Origin of the sequence: Agrobacterium sp. NPDC090283 (assembly GCF_044769685.1) — a bacterium.
Taxonomy (GTDB): domain Bacteria; phylum Pseudomonadota; class Alphaproteobacteria; order Rhizobiales; family Rhizobiaceae; genus Agrobacterium.
Window position 1 is genome coordinate 84971 of the sequence record NZ_JBIVYG010000020.1, and the last position, 17351, is coordinate 102321.

A 17351-nucleotide genomic window follows, 5' to 3' on the forward strand; every position below is an offset into this window, starting at 1 on the left:
ATATCTGTCACGTGGGTTCGTGCGGGGTCGGTAACGACCCGCAGCTTACGGTGTGCCTCGGGCGGGCGATTTGCCACGCCAGAGAGGGTGCCGTTCCAGACCATAGATAAGGGGGTGCTTTATGGCCCGCAATAGTTTGCCTACGATTACAGCCGGCGAAGCCGGTCTCAATAGATATCTCGACGAAATCCGTAAATTTCCGATGCTGGAGCCGCAGGAAGAATACATGCTTGGCAAGCGTTATGCCGAGCATGGCGACCGCGACGCCGCGCATAAGCTCGTCACCAGCCACCTGCGCCTCGTCGCCAAGATCGCCATGGGTTACCGCGGTTACGGCCTGCCGATCGGCGAAGTCGTCTCCGAAGGCAATGTCGGCCTGATGCAGGCGGTGAAGAAGTTCGATCCCGAGCGCGGTTTCCGTTTGGCCACCTATGCCATGTGGTGGATCAAGGCCTCGATCCAGGAATATATCCTGCGCTCCTGGTCGCTGGTGAAGATGGGCACGACCGCCAACCAGAAGCGCCTGTTCTTCAACCTGCGCCGGCTCAAAGGCCGTATCCAGGCAATCGACGATGGCGATCTGAAGCCGGAACACGTCAAGGAAATCGCGACGAAGCTTCAGGTGTCTGAAGAAGAAGTCATCTCGATGAACCGCCGCCTGCACGGCGATGCCTCGCTGAATGCGCCGATCAAGGCGTCCGAAGGCGAGTCAGGCCAATGGCAGGACTGGCTGGTGGACGACCATGACAGCCAGGAAGACGTGCTGATCGAGCAGGACGAGCTGGAAACCCGCCGCCGCATGCTGGCCAAGGCCATGGGCGTGCTGAACGACCGCGAGCGCCGCATTTTCGAGGCCCGCCGCCTTGCCGAAGACCCGGTGACGCTGGAGGAACTCTCCTCCGAGTTCGACATCAGCCGCGAACGCGTGCGCCAGATCGAGGTTCGCGCCTTCGAAAAGGTGCAGGAAGCGGTGCAGAAGGAAGCGCTCGAAGCGGCGCGTGCCTTGCGCGTGGTGGATGCGTAAGGCCGCGCGCTCTTGACGCCAATGCGCTGACCATGAATCATCCTCGGCCTTCGGCCGGGGATTTTTTGTTTGTAAAAGGCGGGCGATGGGAAATGGTCTGCCTTTGAGACCCGCGATCGTGCTGGAGGAAAAGCGGTAGGGAGAATATCCTCGCTTCGGAGTAAGCGGCTTACCCCCCTCTGCCCTGCCGGGCATGTCCCCCACAAGGAGGGAGATTGGCAAGACGCGCCCGCGTTGCACTATCTCGACTGTCAAGAAAGGCGAAACCTTGCCGCGAGTCGATCTCCCCACCTGTGGGGGAGATGCCCGGCAGGGCAGAGGGGGGGGGTGAGCCACCAACATCCCCAAAACCCATCACCCGACAAAGCAAAGACACCGCCGCAGCCGTTCAATAAGCCCGGCACCTGCTGTGTTAAAATGATAAGGGCGGCCCTGAGCCGCCCTTAAATCATCACTGCCCGGTCGCCGGCGTTGCCGCCGCCCATTCGCTGAGCGCCTTGTCGAAGGCGGCGATGCCGTCATTGCCCTTTTGCAGGGTCAGCAGCGCACGCCGGCCGTTGCGGTAGGACACCGGAATATCGATCCAGTTGCGGCTCTTCAGAAGCTCCAGATTGGTCTTCATCGCATCCGGGAAGTCGTTGAGCGCGATCATGTGGAAATCGTCGGTGATCTTGGCCGGAACCGCGATCAGGGCGTTGCCGCGATCCTGCTCCGTGCTCTTCATCGCGATGCGCTGGACGCTGTCGATAGCGCCGCCTTCGAAGCCGGGCGAAACCGAGAAGACGATCTCGATCAGATGGCTGGCCGGCAGCGACGGATCGGTATTGCGCTTGAAGGTGATCAGCGCGCTGAGACCACGGCCGGGAACGGTGATCTGGCCCTGCACGGTGGGCGAAGGCTTGCCGTCACCGTCATTTTCCTGCTGCAGCGACCAGGAAACGCTGCCCTGAATGGCGGTCGGAACCGTCTGGCCCAGCACTTCTTCATAAAGGAACATGCGGTCGCCGGTGGCGGCAGCGGCAGGCTGCTGCGCCGGCGGCGTGCCGGCCGGGGTTCCGGCGGGCGCACCGGCATTATTGGCCGGAGCCTCGCCCGCAGGCGGCGGCGCGACATTCTGCTCATAGACCGACTGGCCTTCGGCCGTCACCGGCTGACCGTTCGATCCGGTTGCCGGTCCCTCGTCACGCTCGGTGCCGTCGGCCAGAAGCCTCTGGGTAAATTTGGTGCCGGTGACGGAGCCGTCATCGCCATGGGTCGGCGTCTGATGGTTGGTCGGGGTTGTCGGCTGCTGCCCCGTGGCGGGCGGCTGCTGGGTCGCCGGCGGTGTCGAGGTCTGCGCCTCACCCGTACCGTTCGAAGCCGTCTGGCCATTGCCGCCGTTCTGCGCGGAACTGACCAGCCCGCCGACCATGTCGTTCAGCGCATCGCGGTTCATCCACACGGCATAACCGCCGCCGGCAAGCAGCGCCACGCCGACAAGGGCCAGCACCAGCGACGCATAATTGCGGCGCGGCTTCTTCTTGACCATATAGGCGGGCGTCGCGGCCACAGCGCCGATACCATTCGTGTCGTCCGAAGCCTGACGGGTGGAGGACGACGCGCCGTCATAACCGATCAGCTCGTCAAGATCGTCCCAGGGCGTCCGTTCCTTATTGTCCTTTGCCGCGGCCTGATCGCCGAAGGGATCGTTATCCGCACGCGGCAGCGCCGGCGCGTCCTTGGCGGGAATGGCAATATCCGCATCCTGGAAATAGGACGAGAAATCCTCGACCACGGCCGCCTTTTTCGGCGCCTGCTCTTCCGTCCGGTGATGGTCGTCAAAATCGTGCCGACCGCCAAACACCGGAGCATGCTCCACGGCGGCGGGGCCCAAATGGTCATCCGCCTCGCGCCGCTCATCCTTTTCATAAGGGGCGGGCTCGAAACTTACGTCCGGTTCCTGATAATGCTGCGCGGCATAACCGGCAACGAGCGGACGTTCGTCGGTCTCGTTGCGAACCTCTTCATATTCCTCGGCGGCCGGACGCACATCCTCGTCCTGCGCTTCATCGAGCTTGCGCCAGTCGTCCTCATCCACCGGCTGCGCCCAATGGGAGGGAACGGAATCATCGGCAGCACCGGGTGCCGCTTCAGGCTCCTGCTGGTGAGCCGGCTCCTCATCCGCCCGTGTGAAATAGGTGCCGACGGTTTCGTCGGAGGCGTGTGCCGGGGCCGGAGCGGCATGAACCGTTTCCGGCGCATCATAAAGCTCTTCCGGCTCGTGTTGACCGTGACGCTGCGCGTCATCGGCAACGGTATCAGTATGCCGGGGCTCTTCCTCTTCGGCGGCTTCTGCGTAAGCCGGCTCCGATTGTGCGGGTTCAGGGGGTGCGGGCTCTTCGTAGGCCGGCTCGTGCCGCTCCTCTTCCCGGTCGGCATGCTCTGCCGGCTCGGCGGCGCGGGCCTCGTCTTCGTCGGCAGCATCCTGCTGGTAATAGGATGCCGCCGTCTCTTCCGCGGCAGGCGAGACAGCGTCATCATCCTCCAGCGCCGGAAGCGCCTCGGCATATTCGCTGTCCACCTCGGCAATGGCGGCGTCCAGCTTGGCGATCTGCCGGCGCAACAATTCTTCCGGCGGACGTGGCTTCATATTCTCGAGTTGGCGCACAACCGCACTGCGCGCCTTGTCGTAAACCTTCGCCCGGTTTTCGGGAGTATTGTTCGCCAAGCCATCCACGGCCTTGCGAATGACTGCTACAAAATCCGCCATAAGCACTTTCTCGTCGTGACCGGCGACGTACCGGCCCGATATGGTTTATGAATCTAGATCGCCGAGGACATTAATCCTCAAACGGATCAGTCACAAGTATGGTGTCGTCACGCTCCGGACTTGTCGACAGAAGTGCGACAGGCGCCCCGATCAATTCCTCGACCTGACGGACATACTTGATTGCCTGAGCAGGCAAATCCGCCCATTTTCGGGCACCGACGGTAGATTCCTTCCAGCCTTCCAGCGTGATGTAGATCGGCTCGACACGCGCCTGCGCGCCCTGGCTGGCCGGAAGATGGTCAATTTCCTGCCCGTCAAGCTTGTAGCCGACGCAGATTTTCAGCTCGTCGAGACCATCAAGCACGTCAAGCTTGGTGAGTGCGATGCCGGTAATACCGTTGGTGGCGACCGACTGGCGCACCAGTGCGGCATCGAACCAGCCGCAGCGGCGCTTGCGGCCGGTGACGGTACCGAATTCATGACCCTTTTCGCCCAGGAACTGGCCGATCTCGTCATTCAGCTCGGTCGGGAACGGACCTTCGCCGACGCGGGTGGTATAAGCCTTGGTGATGCCGAGAATGTAACCCAGCGAACCCGGACCCATGCCAGAACCGGCAGCGGCCTGGCCGGCAACCGTGTTGGAAGAGGTCACGTAAGGGTAGGTGCCGTGGTCAATATCGAGCAGCGAGCCTTGAGCACCCTCAAACAGGATGCGCGCGCCAGCGCGGCGCTTCTTGTCGAGCAGCAGCCATACGGTTTCGCTGAAGGGCAGGATGCGCTCGGCAATCGAGCCCAGCTCTTCCATGATCGTTTCATGCGAGACTTCGGTTGCGCCGAAACCACGGCGAAGGGCATTATGATGCGTGAGGATACGGTCAACCTTGGCGGAAAGCGCCTCCATGTCGGCCAGATCCATGACGCGGATGGCGCGGCGGCCAACCTTGTCTTCGTAAGCCGGGCCGATGCCGCGACGGGTGGTGCCGATCTTGGTGCCGCTGTTGGAGGCGGCGTCTTCGCGCATGCCGTCCAGCTCGCGGTGCAGCGAAAGAATAAGCGTGGCATTGTCGGCGATGCGCAGGTTTTCCGGCGTGACCTTGACGCCCTGCGCTTCCAGACGGCCGATTTCGGCGATCAGCGCATGCGGATCGACCACGACGCCATTGCCGATGACGGCGAGCTTGCCGGGACGCACGACGCCGGACGGCAGAAGCGAAAGCTTGTAGCTGATGCCATCGATGACAAGCGTATGGCCGGCATTATGGCCGCCCTGATACCGCACGACGACATCTGCCCGCTCGGACAGCCAGTCGACAATCTTGCCTTTGCCTTCGTCGCCCCATTGCGAGCCGACCACCACAACATTCGTCATTTCTTGCTTTCCTGCTCATGGCGCTTGCGCGCCCGATAACCCGATGGGAAACCCAAACCCGCGAATGTATACTGTGTTGTTTTACGGAAAGCGACCCTGTTTCTTATGGAGAATTTTGCTTTTTCCGTGACAAGGCGCGGATTTCCCGCATTATCTCGCCCCGTGGGGCCAGGCGCGGGTGCAAGGCCGCCGCTCACCCCTCTCCATTTTCCCGCCCCTTGCAGAAGCGAAACATCAGCGTGCCTTCGAAAGCCTATATCGCCCTCATCATCGCCACGCTCTGCTGGGGCGGCAACACTGTCGCCGGCAAGCTCGCCGTCGGCCACATCAGCCCCATGGCCTTCACCTTCCTGCGCTGGGTCCTCGCCGTCGCCATCATCTTCGCCATTTCCGTGCCGCAGCTCATCAGGGACTGGCCGGTGGTGAAAAAGCGCCTGCCCTATTTCTTCGTGCTCGGCAGCGTCGGTTATACCGCCTTCAACGTGTTTCTCTACACGGCCCTGCAGCACACCTCGGCCATCAATGCCGCCGTCATCCAGGCCGGCATTCCCATGGTCATCTTCGTTCTGAACTTCATCCTGTTCCGCACCCGCGTGCTGTTCGGCCAGATCGCCGGCTTCTGCCTCACCATCGCAGGCGTGGCGCTGCTTGCCTCGCATGGCGATCCTCTCTCGCTGCTGCAGCTGGAAATGAATGTCGGCGACGCCGTCATGCTGCTCGCCGTGCTGGTCTACGCCATCTATACCGTCATCCTGCGCTGGAAACCCGCCGTCGACTGGCGCACGCTGATGGCCATCCCCGCCTTTTTCGCTCTCCTCACCTCGGTGCCGCTGGTCTTCTGGGAGATTTCCCGCGACAGCGTCGTCTGGCCGGATCAGACGGGCTGGGTACTGGTGGTCTATGCCGCGATTTTTGCGTCGCTCATCGCGCAGATCCTCTACATCAAGGGCGTGGAGCAGATCGGCGCCAACCGCGCCGGCCTCTTCATCAACCTCGTGCCCGTCTTCGGGACATTGCTGTCCGTTGTCGTCCTCAGCGAAACCCTGCATACCTACCAGATCATGGCACTCGTCATGGCGCTGGCCGGCATTGCCGTGGCAGAACGAAAAAAATCGCCGGCCTCCTGAACCAATAGGGTCAGGAAAACCGGCGCAGTCTGGCAGGCATGAAAGAATGGAGTATCGGGTCGAAAAAATCTTTCCGATGCTCGAACGAAAGGTCAGAGCGCGGTTTCGCGCTTGGCCGGAGAAAAGACGGCATTGCCGAGAACGATATCGCCCTTGTCGGTGGTAACGATCAGCACTTTTTCGAGCGATCCGTCATTGTTCAGCGAAAAGGCAAGGCGCAGCGCGCTCGAAGACCAGCCGGCGCCGGCAAGGGCCGTGCGCTTGATGGCGGCGCAGTCACCGCAATCGCCAAGGCTCAACGATGGCGTTGCCGGAAGATCGGTCGCAAAACCGGAAAAATAATCGTCGAGCGCGCCCATGGTGGCGTTCACGTCGCGGTTGACGCGCAGCAGTTCCTCACGGCGCTCGACCGTCAGCGGCGCGGCGATGGTCGAAACGCATTGGCCGGCGGCAAGAACGCAACCATCGAAACCGCCCGGCGCGGAAACACCGATCTGGGTGACGGCGGATTTCTCGGCGGCGGCGAAACCACGGGCAAAACCGGCAGCGCCGGCCGCATCGGCATGGTTGGACATGGAAGCAACGGCAATTCCGCAGATGGCGGCAGCAATAATCTTCTTCAGCATTTCATACCCCGTTTGCGATCCGCCGGCTTATGCCGGTCTCGATTTCTGTTTTGTGGAGCGTCTCTTTTCAAGGGCCGCTCCCCGTCTGTGATCCCACAATGGCACAGCACTGTTTTCGGCGGCTTTAAGCCGATTGCTACAATTTTATCGGTTTTCATTTTTGTACAGCGGACGCTTTTTTTCGAATATGCGCCGATACCGTCACCGCGAATTCCGCGGCGACGTTGGGAAGCAAGGAAGGGGCCGCATCGCTGCGGGGGGTATTGAAGGGTATTGCAGGGTTTGCAGACGATGCGGCCCCGGCTTGAAACATATGACCCGCCCGCCAAACCGGTTCCTGTTTGGAGGATGGGCATATGCCGGCTGCCTTGACCGTGACATCGGGAAACTCCCCGGTTTCGGCCGCCTGCCCCGCCCATCCTGCGCCGCGCGCACGCCTGATGACCGGGATGGGCCAAGTATAGCCGGGCCGGCGGGACCGTGGACGCGCGGGGATAAATACATCTTGAAAAAAGGCGTCAGGAAGGCTGTTTCGCCCCATCCCGGACACAGGAATTTTCAGCGGGTTAACGGCCGGCCGATCGGCGGCATTTGAATTAACCTTGTCTTAAAACCCGACGTTAATGGTTAGCAATTTAAGAATAGCGGAACGAAAGGGTTCCGTTATGCGTGGCGTATCTGCCGTTGTTTTCCTGATGCTCGTCCTGGCCGGCTGCGCCACCGCACCGTCGCAGGTGACCAATGCCTGTGCGATTTTCGAGCAGCGGAACGGCATCTTCAACAATTGGCGGCGCGATGCGAAAGCGGCCGAGCGCGAATTCGGCGTGCCCGTGCCTGTCATGATGGCGACGATCTATACCGAATCCGCCTTCCGCCCCTATGCGCGCCCGCCGCGCACCAAGCTTCTCGGCTTCATTCCCTGGACGCGCCAGTCCAGCGCTTATGGTTATGCCCAGGCGCTGGACGGCACATGGAGCGTCTACCAGCGTGAAACCGGTCGCTGGTCGGCAAGCCGCACCGATTTCACCGATGCCATCCACTTCGTCGGCTGGTATCACGCCAAGAGCCGGCGCGAAAACGGCATTTCGCTGAACGACCCCTATAATCTCTACCTCGCCTATTATTCCGGCCATGCCGGTTATGCGAAGGGCAGCTGGCGCAACAATTCCGCCGTCCAGAAGGCCGCGCGCCGCTCCGCCAACATGGCCCTGCGTTACGAGGCGCAGCTGCAGCAATGCGGATATCGCTGAGGCGAGACTGGACAAGTTCACTTGAGAACAAGGGGCGGAGTAGCAAACCTCCTCCGTCATCCTCGGGCTTGACCCGAGGATCCATGGTCACGCCGGGCGGTGGATCCTCGGGTCAAGCCCGAGGATGACGTTTTGTCGGGAGCGGCATGGTGCCGGAATGGTCGCGCCAGACGGAGAACGCCTGTGCAGCCACACGCCTATTCCCCATAAGCCGCCAGAAACCCCCTGACCGCATCGATCTCGCCGGAGCGGATTTCATGCCCGCCCGGGTGCCACACGGTTTCCACCGTGCCGCCCTGCGCCTTAAGGCTCCGTTCCAGCGCCGTCGTCAGCGGCACCGGGCAGATCGGATCGCGCTCGCCGGCGGTGATCAGCACCCGGCGCGAGGCCTTGGCAGGGGAGATTTTCGGCTCGAACGGGATGAGCGGATGCATCAGCACCGCGGCGTCGAAAAGCTCCGGCTGTTCGATCAGCACATTGGCAAGAATATTCGCACCATTGGAAAAGCCGAGGCCGATGACCGGACCCGCCTGATAATGCTCCCGGTTCGCCTTGATGAAATCCGCCATCTTGACGGTCGCCCTTTGAAGATCGGCCATGTCGTAGACGCCCTCTCCCGTGCGCCGGAAGAAACGCGCCGCGCCGTGTTCGGAAACATCGCCGACCGGCGAGAGAATGGTGGCCTGCGGCAACAGACGCGCGCCGAAATCGAAGAACTGGTTCTCATCGCCGCCAGTGCCATGCAGCAAAACGAAGAGCGGTGCACCGGCAGCACCTGCGCGGGATTTGTGGAAATAACTGTCCTTGGTCATGGGACGATCCTTTCTGAAAGGAGGAGGTTCAGCGACTTCCGCACGGCCTCTTCGGCCAGGCGGAGCGATCAGATGGAGCAAACGGATGCGGCTTGTTTCTTCTCCCCGCCGGGGAGAAGTGCCGGAGCGCAGCGAGGCGATGAGGGGGCAAGGGCGCGGTCTATCGTTGACGTTGCCCCCTCATCCGACCCTTCGGGCCACCTTCTCCCCGGACGGGGAGAAGAAATGCGCGGCAATGTCCTGCCAAACGCTATCGAGAGGTTAGACCGCCTTCTCATCCCCCAGCGGCTCCAGATGTTCCTCCAGCACGGAGCGCAGATGCGCGTGCTGGGTCGGCAGCTTCAGCGCCTCGCCGAGATGGGCGGTGTCCTCGTCGCGGTCGAAACCGGGTTCGTTGGTGGCCACTTCGAACAGCACGCCGCCCGGAGTGCGGAAATAGATCGCCCAGAAATAATCGCGGTCGATCACCGGCGTCACCTGATAGCCGGTCTCCATCAGCGCCTTGCGCACCTCCAGCTGCTTTTCGCGGTTTTCGACCGCAAAGGCGATGTGGTGCACCGACCCCGCACCCAGCCGCGCGCCAGAAATATTCGGCATGGTTTCGATGTCGATAAAGTCGGCGCCGTTGCCGCCGGGAATACCGAGGCGCAGCACGCCATCCTGACGATCCACTTCCTGATAGCCCATGAATTTCAAAAGCTCGGCCGTCGCACCTTCATCGCGAAGACGCAGCGACGCGCCCTGAAAACCATGGATCGCCTGATCCGCGCCGACGCCATTGCCGATCCATTGCGCACGGTTGTCGTCCCTGACCTCGACCAGCGCAAAACCGTCACCATCGGGACCCGCGAAATGCAGGCGCTTGTTGCCGAAGGCTTCATCGGCCTTCAGGCCATCCACCCCGGCCTTCGAAAGACGCTCCTGCCAGTAGCCGAGCGATCCCTCGGGAACGGAAAACAGCGTCGTGCCCACTTCGCCGGTGCCGGGACGGCCACGGGCGATATGCGGGAACGGAAAATAGGTCATGACGGAGCCGGGCGTGCCGATCTCATCGCCATAATAGAGATGATAGACGTCAGGTGCGTCGAAATTGACCGTCTTCTTCACCCGGCGCAGGCCAAGTGTATCGGTGAAAAAACTGTTGTTCTGGCGCGCGCTCGCCGCCATCGAGGTGACGTGGTGCAGGCCCTTGATCTGGTTGAGCATGATAAACCCCTTTTCGCCTGGCGGGCCTCGCATTGGGGCCTGCCCTCTTCATGGCGTAAAGATGGGGTAAGAGCGCTCTCAGGCATAGAGTGGGCAACGGGAACGGATTGTTCCCGAATGATGAACGATAAAGTTTACTGTTCAATCAGCCCGGCAAGGCAATCTCAAGAATCGTCGGCTCAGTGATCCTCGGCTCAATGATCGTCGGCGACGCCCATGGTCCAGTAACCGACGGCGCGCAGCGCGGCCTTCGGCAGGGCGATCTCGTCGGTGAGGAAGGATTTTGCCGCCCTCGCCTCGGATTTTTCGCAGGCGACAAGGACATGCAGGCCTTGATGATCCGCGCTCCAGGAATGATCGCGCAGCGCCTTTTCGATCAGGCCGGCGGTGCCGGCGGGCTTGCCACGACGATAAAGCCATGTCCATTCCACATCGGCCGCGCAGGCGATCTCCTGCCGCTCGGCTTCGTCGTCGATTTCGGCATAAACGCTGAGCTTTTTCCCGGCCGGCATTTCGGCCGCCATGCGCAGCATCACCGGCAGCGCGGTCTCGTCACCGGCGAAGACATAACGCTCTGCTTCCGGGCAGACACCGCTCGGGCCGATGATGCCGAGAACATCGCCGGGCTTTGCCGTCGCACCGAAGGTCGCGCCCGGCATGTGGTCGCCCTCATGCATGACGAAGTCGATATCGACTTCACCGCGCGCGATATCGCCGGAGCGGATGGTATAGACGCGCCGTGTCAGAAGATCATCGCCCGCCGGCCAGACGATCGCCCCGGTGGGCGCAAGATAAGGCCAGACCGGCGCACGGGCCTGATCCGGCACCAGAAGCAGCCGCACATGCATGCCGCCGGAGAGCAGCCTTTCGATGCCGCTTTCGACGGATACCACCAGCCGGCGCATATGCGGCGTCAGATTATAGGCGCGGGCAACCTTGCCGACGAAAAGATTGGGCAGTTCACGCTGTTGCGCGCCATGGCCGCTCCAACGGAAATCCAGCCCCGTCTCGCCGGAGAATTCAACGATATGCTCGGCCACCATGGCCTTTACCGACATCAATATATGTTCGGAAATGCAGCTGACGCTTGCCGCGAAACGGCCGCCCTCGGCGCTGAAGCTGCCATGGCCGTATTCCGTCTTGAACCGCACCGTAGCACCTTCGCGTTCCATCTCCATATGCTCGGAAAAATGATCCTCGAAAGCATCGACGATCGACAGCGGATCGGGCAGCGAGACGGAAGTTTCGGCAGACAGGAGAGACACGGGCATAATCCTTCACTTTATAGTCCGGTTATCTTTAATCCCGACAACCGCAAAGCGTAAAGGTATTTTATGAGTATCTAGAGAAGGTTTTTGTCGCTTCCCACCGTTTCCGGCAACTGCCAGTCGATCGGCTGGCGTCCGTGGGAGGCGAGAAAGGCGTTTGCCTTGGAAAAATGGCCATTGCCGAAAAAGCCGTTATGGGCCGAAAGCGGGGACGGGTGCGGCGAGCGCAGCACCAGATGCTTGCGCTGGTCCACGAAGGCCGCCTTCTTCTGGGCATAGGAACCCCAGAGCAGGAAGACGACATGATCGCATTCATCATTGACGGCGCGGATGACGGCGTCGGTGAACCTTTCCCAGCCCTGCCCCTGATGCGAGGCGGCGCGGGATTCTTCAACCGTCAGCACGCTGTTGAGCAGAAGCACGCCCTGTTTCGCCCAGCTTTCCAGAAAACCGTGAGCCACCGGGCGAATGCCGAGGTCGCTCTGCAATTCCTTGTAGATATTGACGAGCGAGGGCGGAATGCGCACGCCGGGCTGGACGGAAAAGCACAGGCCATGCGCCTGGCCAAGCCCGTGATAGGGGTCCTGCCCTAAAATGACGACCTTGACCTCATCGAGAGGCGTGAGATCCAGCGCCCGGAAATATTCCGCGCCCTTCGGGAAGATGCGCTTGCCGGCGGTCTTTTCGGCAAGCAGGAACTCTTTCAGCTTGAGCATGTAGGGGCTGGCGAATTCGCCGGAAAGAACACGTTTCCAACTATCCTCGAGTTTGACGCCTGCCTCTGCCATGCCTGCCTCCATCAGAGTTTATTTGAACCGGTTGCCGCGTTGCAGCACTTCGATCTTGTAACCATCCGGATCGCAGATGAAAAAGTATTTCGCGAAAGGCTGGCCCTTATAATCGGCTTCGATGATCTTTCCGGGGGAAAGGCCGATCTCGGTGAAGCGCTGGTGCTCGCCATCCACATCGGCCACGCTGACCGCAAGGTGACCATAGCCGTCACCCAGCGCATAGGGCACTTCGCGACCCCGGTTGACGGTCAGTTCCAGCTCGAAATCGCCTTCGGCATTGCTGAGATAGATCAGCGTGAAGTTTTCGAACTCGGCGCGTTCCGCAACCTCGAGCCCGAAAGCCTGCCTGTAAAATTCCACCGAACGCTTTTCGTCCAGCACCCGGACCATCGAGTGGATCAGCTTGGCCATGGTGTTTTCCTTCTTCTTCTTAACCTTTGACGGCCCGGTTATGCTCCGGGCATCGCGGTCCAAGGGGATAAAGACTGCGTGCCTCGCTTTCAACCCTAAAGGCGCCCCGACCGACGGGCGAAGCCCCGATCACGATAAATGTGATGGAGAAAACCTTCGCTTCGCCCCGTGTGGCAAGGCTCTGCGGTAAGGTGCTGCGACAGGAGCCTGCGGCAACAGGGCTCACAGATTTCGCATCGCCGCTCTATCATGAGTGGGGAACTCATGATACCGGCTTATGCATGCGCCTTCTTTATCTCTGTCTTGGCTGGCTTATGGTCGCGACCGGCATTGTCGGCGCGTTTCTTCCCGTTTTGCCCACCACGCCGTTCCTGCTTCTGGCGCTCTGGTGTTTTTCCCGCTCTTCGCCAAAACTTGAGGCATGGCTGCTGGCCCACCCCAGATTCGGCCCTTCTTTGCGGCGCTGGCGCGAACGCGGCGCAATCGCCCGCAAGGCCAAGATCGCGGCGCTTTCGGCCATGTCCGTCAGCTACGCCGCTTTCTGGTTCCTGAGCGAGCCGCCGCCGCTGCGCGCGGCCATCGTCGCCGCCGTCATGCTCGGCTCTGCGCTCTTCATCGTCACCCGGCCGGAAAGCTGAAACGAAATACAGGCCCTTAGCGGTGGCGCGACTGCGGCAGCACGTAAGGAATATGCCGCGCCGGCAGCCGGCCGACGACACCGCCAATGCCATAGACCCTTGCAATCGTCTCGTCGCTGATCGTTTCCAGCGAGGGACCGCTCGCCGTCACCCGGCCGCCATGCATGACGATAAGTTGATCGGCAAATTCCGCCGCAAGGTTGAGATCGTGCAGGATGGCGAGCACCAGACCGCCGCCGCTTGCAAAGTCGCGCGCCGTTTCCAGCACGGCGATCTGGTGGCCGATATCGAGACTTGCGGTGGGCTCGTCGAGAAAGAGCGCCCGCGCCTCACCATTTTCCATCGGATTCGGCACCTGCGCCAGCGCCCGGGCAAACTGCACCCGCTGCTGTTCGCCGCCGGAGAGCATGTTGTAGGACCGCTGCTCGAAACCGCGCAGCCCGGCCTTGGCGAGCGCCCGGCGGGCCTGCTCTTCCGGCGCGCGAGACCCTTGTGCGACAGCCCCCATGCGCACGATTTCGAGCGCGGTGAAGGGGAAAGCAAGCTGGGTGCTCTGCGGCAGCACGGCCCTGAGACGGGCGAGCTGGACCGGCGTAAAGGCCGGCAGGTCGACATCGTTATAGGTCACCGAACCGCTTTCCACCCGCATCTCGCCCGAGAGAACCTTCATCAGCGTGGATTTGCCGGCACCGTTGGGGCCGATGATGACATTGACCTTGCCGGGTTTCAGATCGACGCTAACGGTATCGAGCAGCCGGCGACCGGAGCGGATGAGGGTGAGGTTTTCGGCCCGGATCATGACATGTTCCGCATGGAAAAACCGCCGCGTCCCAACAGCAGGAACAGGAAAACCGGCGCGCCGATAAGCGCCGTGACGACGCCGATCGGCAGTTCCGCCGGCGCGGCCACGGTGCGGGCGAAACTGTCGGCCAGAAGCAGCAGCGCCGCCCCGCCAAGGGCGGAGGCGGGCAGCAGGAAGCGGTGCGAAGGGCCGATGGCGAGCCGCAGCAGATGTGGCACGACGATGCCGACAAAGCCGATGGAACCGGCCGCCGCCACGCTTGCCCCGCAGGCGGCGGCAACGGCCAGAATGACGATCCGCTTCAGCCGCTGCACCGGGATGCCCATGTGAAAGGCCGCGGCATCGCCCAGAATCAGCGCATCCAGCCCGCGGGCAACGAAGGGAATGATGGCCAGCACGACGATGATGAAAGGCAAGGTGGCGAGCACCTTGGCGGGGGTCGCCCCGCCGAGCGAACCGAGCGACCAGAAGGTGATGTCGCGCAGCGCCCGGTCATCGGCCATGAAAATCATCAGCCCCGTCAGCGCAGCGCTGATCGCCGCCACAGCAATGCCGGCCAGAATGAGCGTGGTGGTGGAGGTGGCGCCGTCCTTCGTCGCGATCAGGTAAAGCACCCAGGTGTTCAGCAGCCCGCCGAAAAACGCCATCAGCGGCAGGAAATGCGGGCCGAAAAACACGGCGACGGTGGCAAACGCGCCTTCTCCGAGAGAAATGGCCGCGACCGCAAACAGCGCCGCACCCGAGGTGACGCCGACAATGCCGGGATCGGCCAGCGGATTGCGGAACAGGCCCTGCATCATCGCCCCTGAAACGGCAAGCCCCGCGCCGATCAACATGCCGAGCGCCGTGCGCGGCAGGCGAACCGCCTCGAGAATGATCCTGTCACGCGCATCGAGCTGATCCGCCCCACCGGTGAGATAGGTCCAGAGTTCGGACATGCCGACGCCCGTGGGTCCGCTGACAAGCGACACACCACAGGCAAACAGCAGGATGCCGACGAGCACGGCGAGGGTGACGACCCCCTGACGGGATCTGTCGCCCGCAACCCTGCCTTCGGCCGAACTCAAGACGGCAAGGCTCACGGCTTCACCACGTCTGGATAGAGCTTGGCTGCCAGCTCGCGGCCCGCAGCGGGCGTGCGCGGGCCGAAACCGATGAGATAAAGCCCATCCATGCTGATGAGCGCCTTCTCCGCGGCGGCAGGCGTGGACTGGAAGGCCGGCAGCGCGAAGATCTCTTCCGCCTTGGCGGCATGGTCGCCGCGCGCCATGGTCAGCACCAGATCGGGTGCTGCGGCAATGACCGCCTCATCCGTCAGCGGCTTGTAACCATTGATCTCCTGAGCCGCATTGATACCGCCCGCCATTTCGATGATCGCAGCCGCCTCGGTGTCCTTACCCGCCGCCATGATGCGGCCGCCGGCGGTGGAAAGCACGAAGAGAACCCGCTTCCGGCCCTTTTCCGGGACGGCCGAAACATCCTTGGCGAGCGCATCGAGCCCGGCTTTGGTCTCGGCGGCCAGCGCCTTCGCCTTGTCCGAAAGACCCACGGCCGCGCCGACATCCTCGATCTTTTTGGGGATGGCGTCGCCGCTCGGCGGCGTATCGACGGTGACGAAAGGCACGGCACTTGCCTTCAAGATGGCGATGACATCGGCCGGGCCGGATCCGTCCTCGGAGAGGATGAGATCGGGCTTCTGCGACAGGATGCCTTCGGACGACAGCGCCCGCATGTAACCGATGTCAGGCTTGGCAAGCGCCTCTGCCGGATAGCTGCTGGTGCTGTCACGCGCCACGATGCGGTCTCCCGCGCCCAGCGCATAGAGGATTTCCGTCACCGTGCCGCCCACCGCGACGATGCGTTTCGCCTCCGGATTACCCTTGTCCGAAGCCATGGCGGCCGGTGCGGCAAAGGCGATGGCCGCGGGCACGAGGGCGGCGAAAACGAAGGTGCGAAGGCGGGAATTCAACATGGCGCTATCCTGAAACACGACCCAGCACAGCTTTGCCGGCGTCATTTAATCTTGAGTTCTTTACACATGTTTATGAGCCGCGCAATCGATAAGTGGAGTAAATTTGTTCGCTTTGTCGTGAACCCCTTCCCAACCTCCCTGCGGCTGGATATCCTGACTGAAACTGGAAACTTAAAGGGAGAATTTCATGTTTATCGCAATGAACCGCTTTCGCGTCGTGCCGGGTTATGAGGAAACCTTCGAATCCATCTGGCGCGAGCGCAAATCGCACCTCAGCGAATTGCCGGGTTACATCGAATTTCACATGCTGAAAGGCCCGAAGGCGGACGACCACACGCTTTATGCCTCGCACACCGTCTGGGCGACCAAGGACGATTTCCTTGCCTGGACGAAATCCGAACAGTTCCGCGCCGCCCACGCCAAGGCCGGCGAAAACCGTGGCAAGGTGGAATATCTCTCCGGCCCGCATTTCGAAGGCTTCGACGTCATCATCCATGAAGACAAGAATGGCGAACGCCGTTCGATTGCCGCCTGAGGCCATCAGATGAGCATTGCAGCCCAAAAGACCGACGACGACAGGCAGGCCCGCGCCGCCGCTGCGCTCGCCGAAAAGCCTGATGGCATCGTGGAGGCCATCGCCGCCAAGGCCGAGGTGACGCCGGCCGAAATTCTGGCGATCCTGCCCGAAGGTGCGGCCGTTTCCGCCGCAGCCGACCGCTTCGACGCCATCTGGAACGAGATGCGCGGCTGGGGCGAAGTCCTGATGATCGTGCAGACCGGCGATATCGTGCTGGAAGTGCCGGGCCACCTGCCGGAAGGTAGCGAAAGCCACGGCTGGTTCAACATCCACGGCGACAGCCCCATCGGCGGTCACATCAAGAAGGACAATTGCGCCGGCATCACCTTCGTCGACCGCGGCTTCCACGGCCGCCGTTCCTGTTCCGTCTGGTTCATGAATGCCGCCGGCGGCGCCATGTTCAAGATTTTCGTCCGCCGCGACGAGAACAAGGAATTGCTGGCGGAACAACTGGCGAAGTTCGAAGCGCTGCGGGACGGTTTTCGCGGCTGAGACCCTGGGGAGGCCGCGGGCAGGGACTTGTTCCCTTGGGCGATGCGGCCTCCCCTCTCTCCTCATTCCTGTGCTCGTCACAGGAATCCAGCCAGCCCAAGTCTTGGGCTGAAAGGACTCTTCCCCGCCGCGCAGACGCGCGTCGGCTGGCAACTGTATTGGTGGATATTATTCTCAGGATGTTTTGAATGTGGTTTTGTCCCTGAGAATGGCGTTTGCGATGACGAGCAGTTTGCG

Annotated in this window: 17 protein-coding genes; 6 read left to right on the forward strand and 11 right to left on the reverse strand. The window is 61.9% G+C overall.

Going from position 1 to position 17351, the window contains the following annotated elements; all coding sequences use genetic code 11:
- Positions 1-121 precede the first annotated feature (121 nt).
- Positions 122-1024 (forward strand): RNA polymerase sigma factor RpoH, encoded by a 903-nt coding sequence (gene rpoH, locus ACIQUH_RS23575; protein WP_003522581.1) that lies wholly within the window; start codon positions 122-124, stop codon positions 1022-1024.
- Positions 1025-1475: 451 nt separating this feature from the next.
- Here the strand turns inward: rpoH and ACIQUH_RS23580 are convergent, their stop codons facing one another.
- Entirely contained in the window at positions 1476-3773 is a 2298-nt protein-coding gene (locus ACIQUH_RS23580; protein WP_400819629.1) for a hypothetical protein, read from the reverse strand.
- A gap of 70 nt (positions 3774-3843) precedes the next feature.
- Positions 3844-5142, reverse strand: a complete 1299-nt coding sequence (locus tag ACIQUH_RS23585; RefSeq protein WP_046801505.1) for an adenylosuccinate synthase — start codon at positions 5140-5142, stop codon at positions 3844-3846.
- Positions 5143-5381: 239 nt separating this feature from the next.
- Between ACIQUH_RS23585 and ACIQUH_RS23590 the strand changes: the two genes are divergently transcribed.
- Positions 5382-6269, forward strand: coding sequence for a DMT family transporter (locus tag ACIQUH_RS23590; protein ID WP_400819632.1), 888 nt, complete (start codon positions 5382-5384; stop codon positions 6267-6269).
- Positions 6270-6361: 92 nt separating this feature from the next.
- Here the strand turns inward: ACIQUH_RS23590 and ACIQUH_RS23595 are convergent, their stop codons facing one another.
- Entirely contained in the window at positions 6362-6895 is a 534-nt protein-coding gene (locus ACIQUH_RS23595) for a transglutaminase-like cysteine peptidase (protein ID WP_400819635.1), read from the reverse strand.
- 665 nt (positions 6896-7560) lie between these two features.
- Here ACIQUH_RS23595 and ACIQUH_RS23600 point away from each other — a divergent pair.
- The gene (locus ACIQUH_RS23600; protein ID WP_400819638.1) at positions 7561-8145 is read left to right on the forward strand and encodes a transglycosylase SLT domain-containing protein; all 585 of its coding nucleotides are present in this window, start codon (positions 7561-7563) and stop codon (positions 8143-8145) included.
- Between the two features lie 197 nt (positions 8146-8342).
- Here ACIQUH_RS23600 and ACIQUH_RS23605 read toward each other — a convergent pair whose 3' ends face one another.
- The 5 genes from ACIQUH_RS23605 to ACIQUH_RS23625 form a co-directional block, all read right to left on the reverse strand.
- Positions 8343-8957, reverse strand: coding sequence for an alpha/beta hydrolase (locus ACIQUH_RS23605; RefSeq protein ID WP_400819641.1), 615 nt, complete (start codon positions 8955-8957; stop codon positions 8343-8345).
- Positions 8958-9218: 261 nt separating this feature from the next.
- Positions 9219-10163 carry a VOC family protein gene (locus tag ACIQUH_RS23610; RefSeq protein WP_400819643.1) on the reverse strand — a complete coding sequence of 315 codons (945 nt, stop codon included), beginning with the start codon at positions 10161-10163 and terminating at the stop codon, positions 9219-9221.
- 194 nt (positions 10164-10357) lie between these two features.
- Complete coding sequence (locus ACIQUH_RS23615) at positions 10358-11434, reverse strand: siderophore-interacting protein (RefSeq protein WP_400819645.1); 1077 nt, start codon at positions 11432-11434, stop codon at positions 10358-10360.
- A 71-nt stretch (positions 11435-11505) separates the two neighbouring features.
- A complete protein-coding gene (ung, locus tag ACIQUH_RS23620) occupies positions 11506-12219 on the reverse strand; it encodes a uracil-DNA glycosylase (RefSeq protein WP_400819647.1) in 714 nt (237 codons plus the stop codon).
- Between the two features lie 18 nt (positions 12220-12237).
- Positions 12238-12633 carry a VOC family protein gene (locus tag ACIQUH_RS23625; RefSeq protein WP_080815914.1) on the reverse strand — a complete coding sequence of 132 codons (396 nt, stop codon included), beginning with the start codon at positions 12631-12633 and terminating at the stop codon, positions 12238-12240.
- 281 nt (positions 12634-12914) lie between these two features.
- Between ACIQUH_RS23625 and ACIQUH_RS23630 the strand changes: the two genes are divergently transcribed.
- Positions 12915-13271: a YbaN family protein gene (locus tag ACIQUH_RS23630; protein ID WP_400819669.1), complete on the forward strand. Its 357-nt coding sequence runs from the start codon at positions 12915-12917 to the stop codon at positions 13269-13271.
- A gap of 16 nt (positions 13272-13287) precedes the next feature.
- On the opposite strand, the gene ACIQUH_RS23635 is transcribed toward ACIQUH_RS23630, so the two are convergent.
- From ACIQUH_RS23635 to ACIQUH_RS23645, 3 genes are read right to left on the reverse strand one after another with little or no spacing between them, the layout of a single operon-like run.
- Positions 13288-14070 (reverse strand): heme ABC transporter ATP-binding protein, encoded by a 783-nt coding sequence (locus tag ACIQUH_RS23635; protein WP_400819650.1) that lies wholly within the window; start codon positions 14068-14070, stop codon positions 13288-13290.
- Entirely contained in the window at positions 14067-15155 is a 1089-nt protein-coding gene (locus ACIQUH_RS23640; RefSeq protein WP_400819652.1) for a FecCD family ABC transporter permease, read from the reverse strand. Before ACIQUH_RS23640 ends, ACIQUH_RS23635 begins: the two co-directional genes overlap by 4 nt.
- The gene (locus tag ACIQUH_RS23645; protein WP_400819654.1) at positions 15152-16045 is read right to left on the reverse strand and encodes a hemin ABC transporter substrate-binding protein; all 894 of its coding nucleotides are present in this window, start codon (positions 16043-16045) and stop codon (positions 15152-15154) included. Before ACIQUH_RS23645 ends, ACIQUH_RS23640 begins: the two co-directional genes overlap by 4 nt.
- Before the next feature lie 187 nt (positions 16046-16232).
- Here ACIQUH_RS23645 and ACIQUH_RS23650 point away from each other — a divergent pair, with 187 nt between their 5' ends.
- Complete coding sequence (locus ACIQUH_RS23650; protein ID WP_003522597.1) at positions 16233-16580, forward strand: antibiotic biosynthesis monooxygenase; 348 nt, start codon at positions 16233-16235, stop codon at positions 16578-16580.
- 9 nt (positions 16581-16589) lie between these two features.
- On the forward strand, positions 16590-17114 hold the full coding sequence (gene hutX / locus ACIQUH_RS23655) for a heme utilization cystosolic carrier protein HutX (RefSeq protein ID WP_400819657.1): 525 nt from the start codon (positions 16590-16592) through the stop codon (positions 17112-17114).
- Positions 17115-17351: the final 237 nt, after the last annotated feature.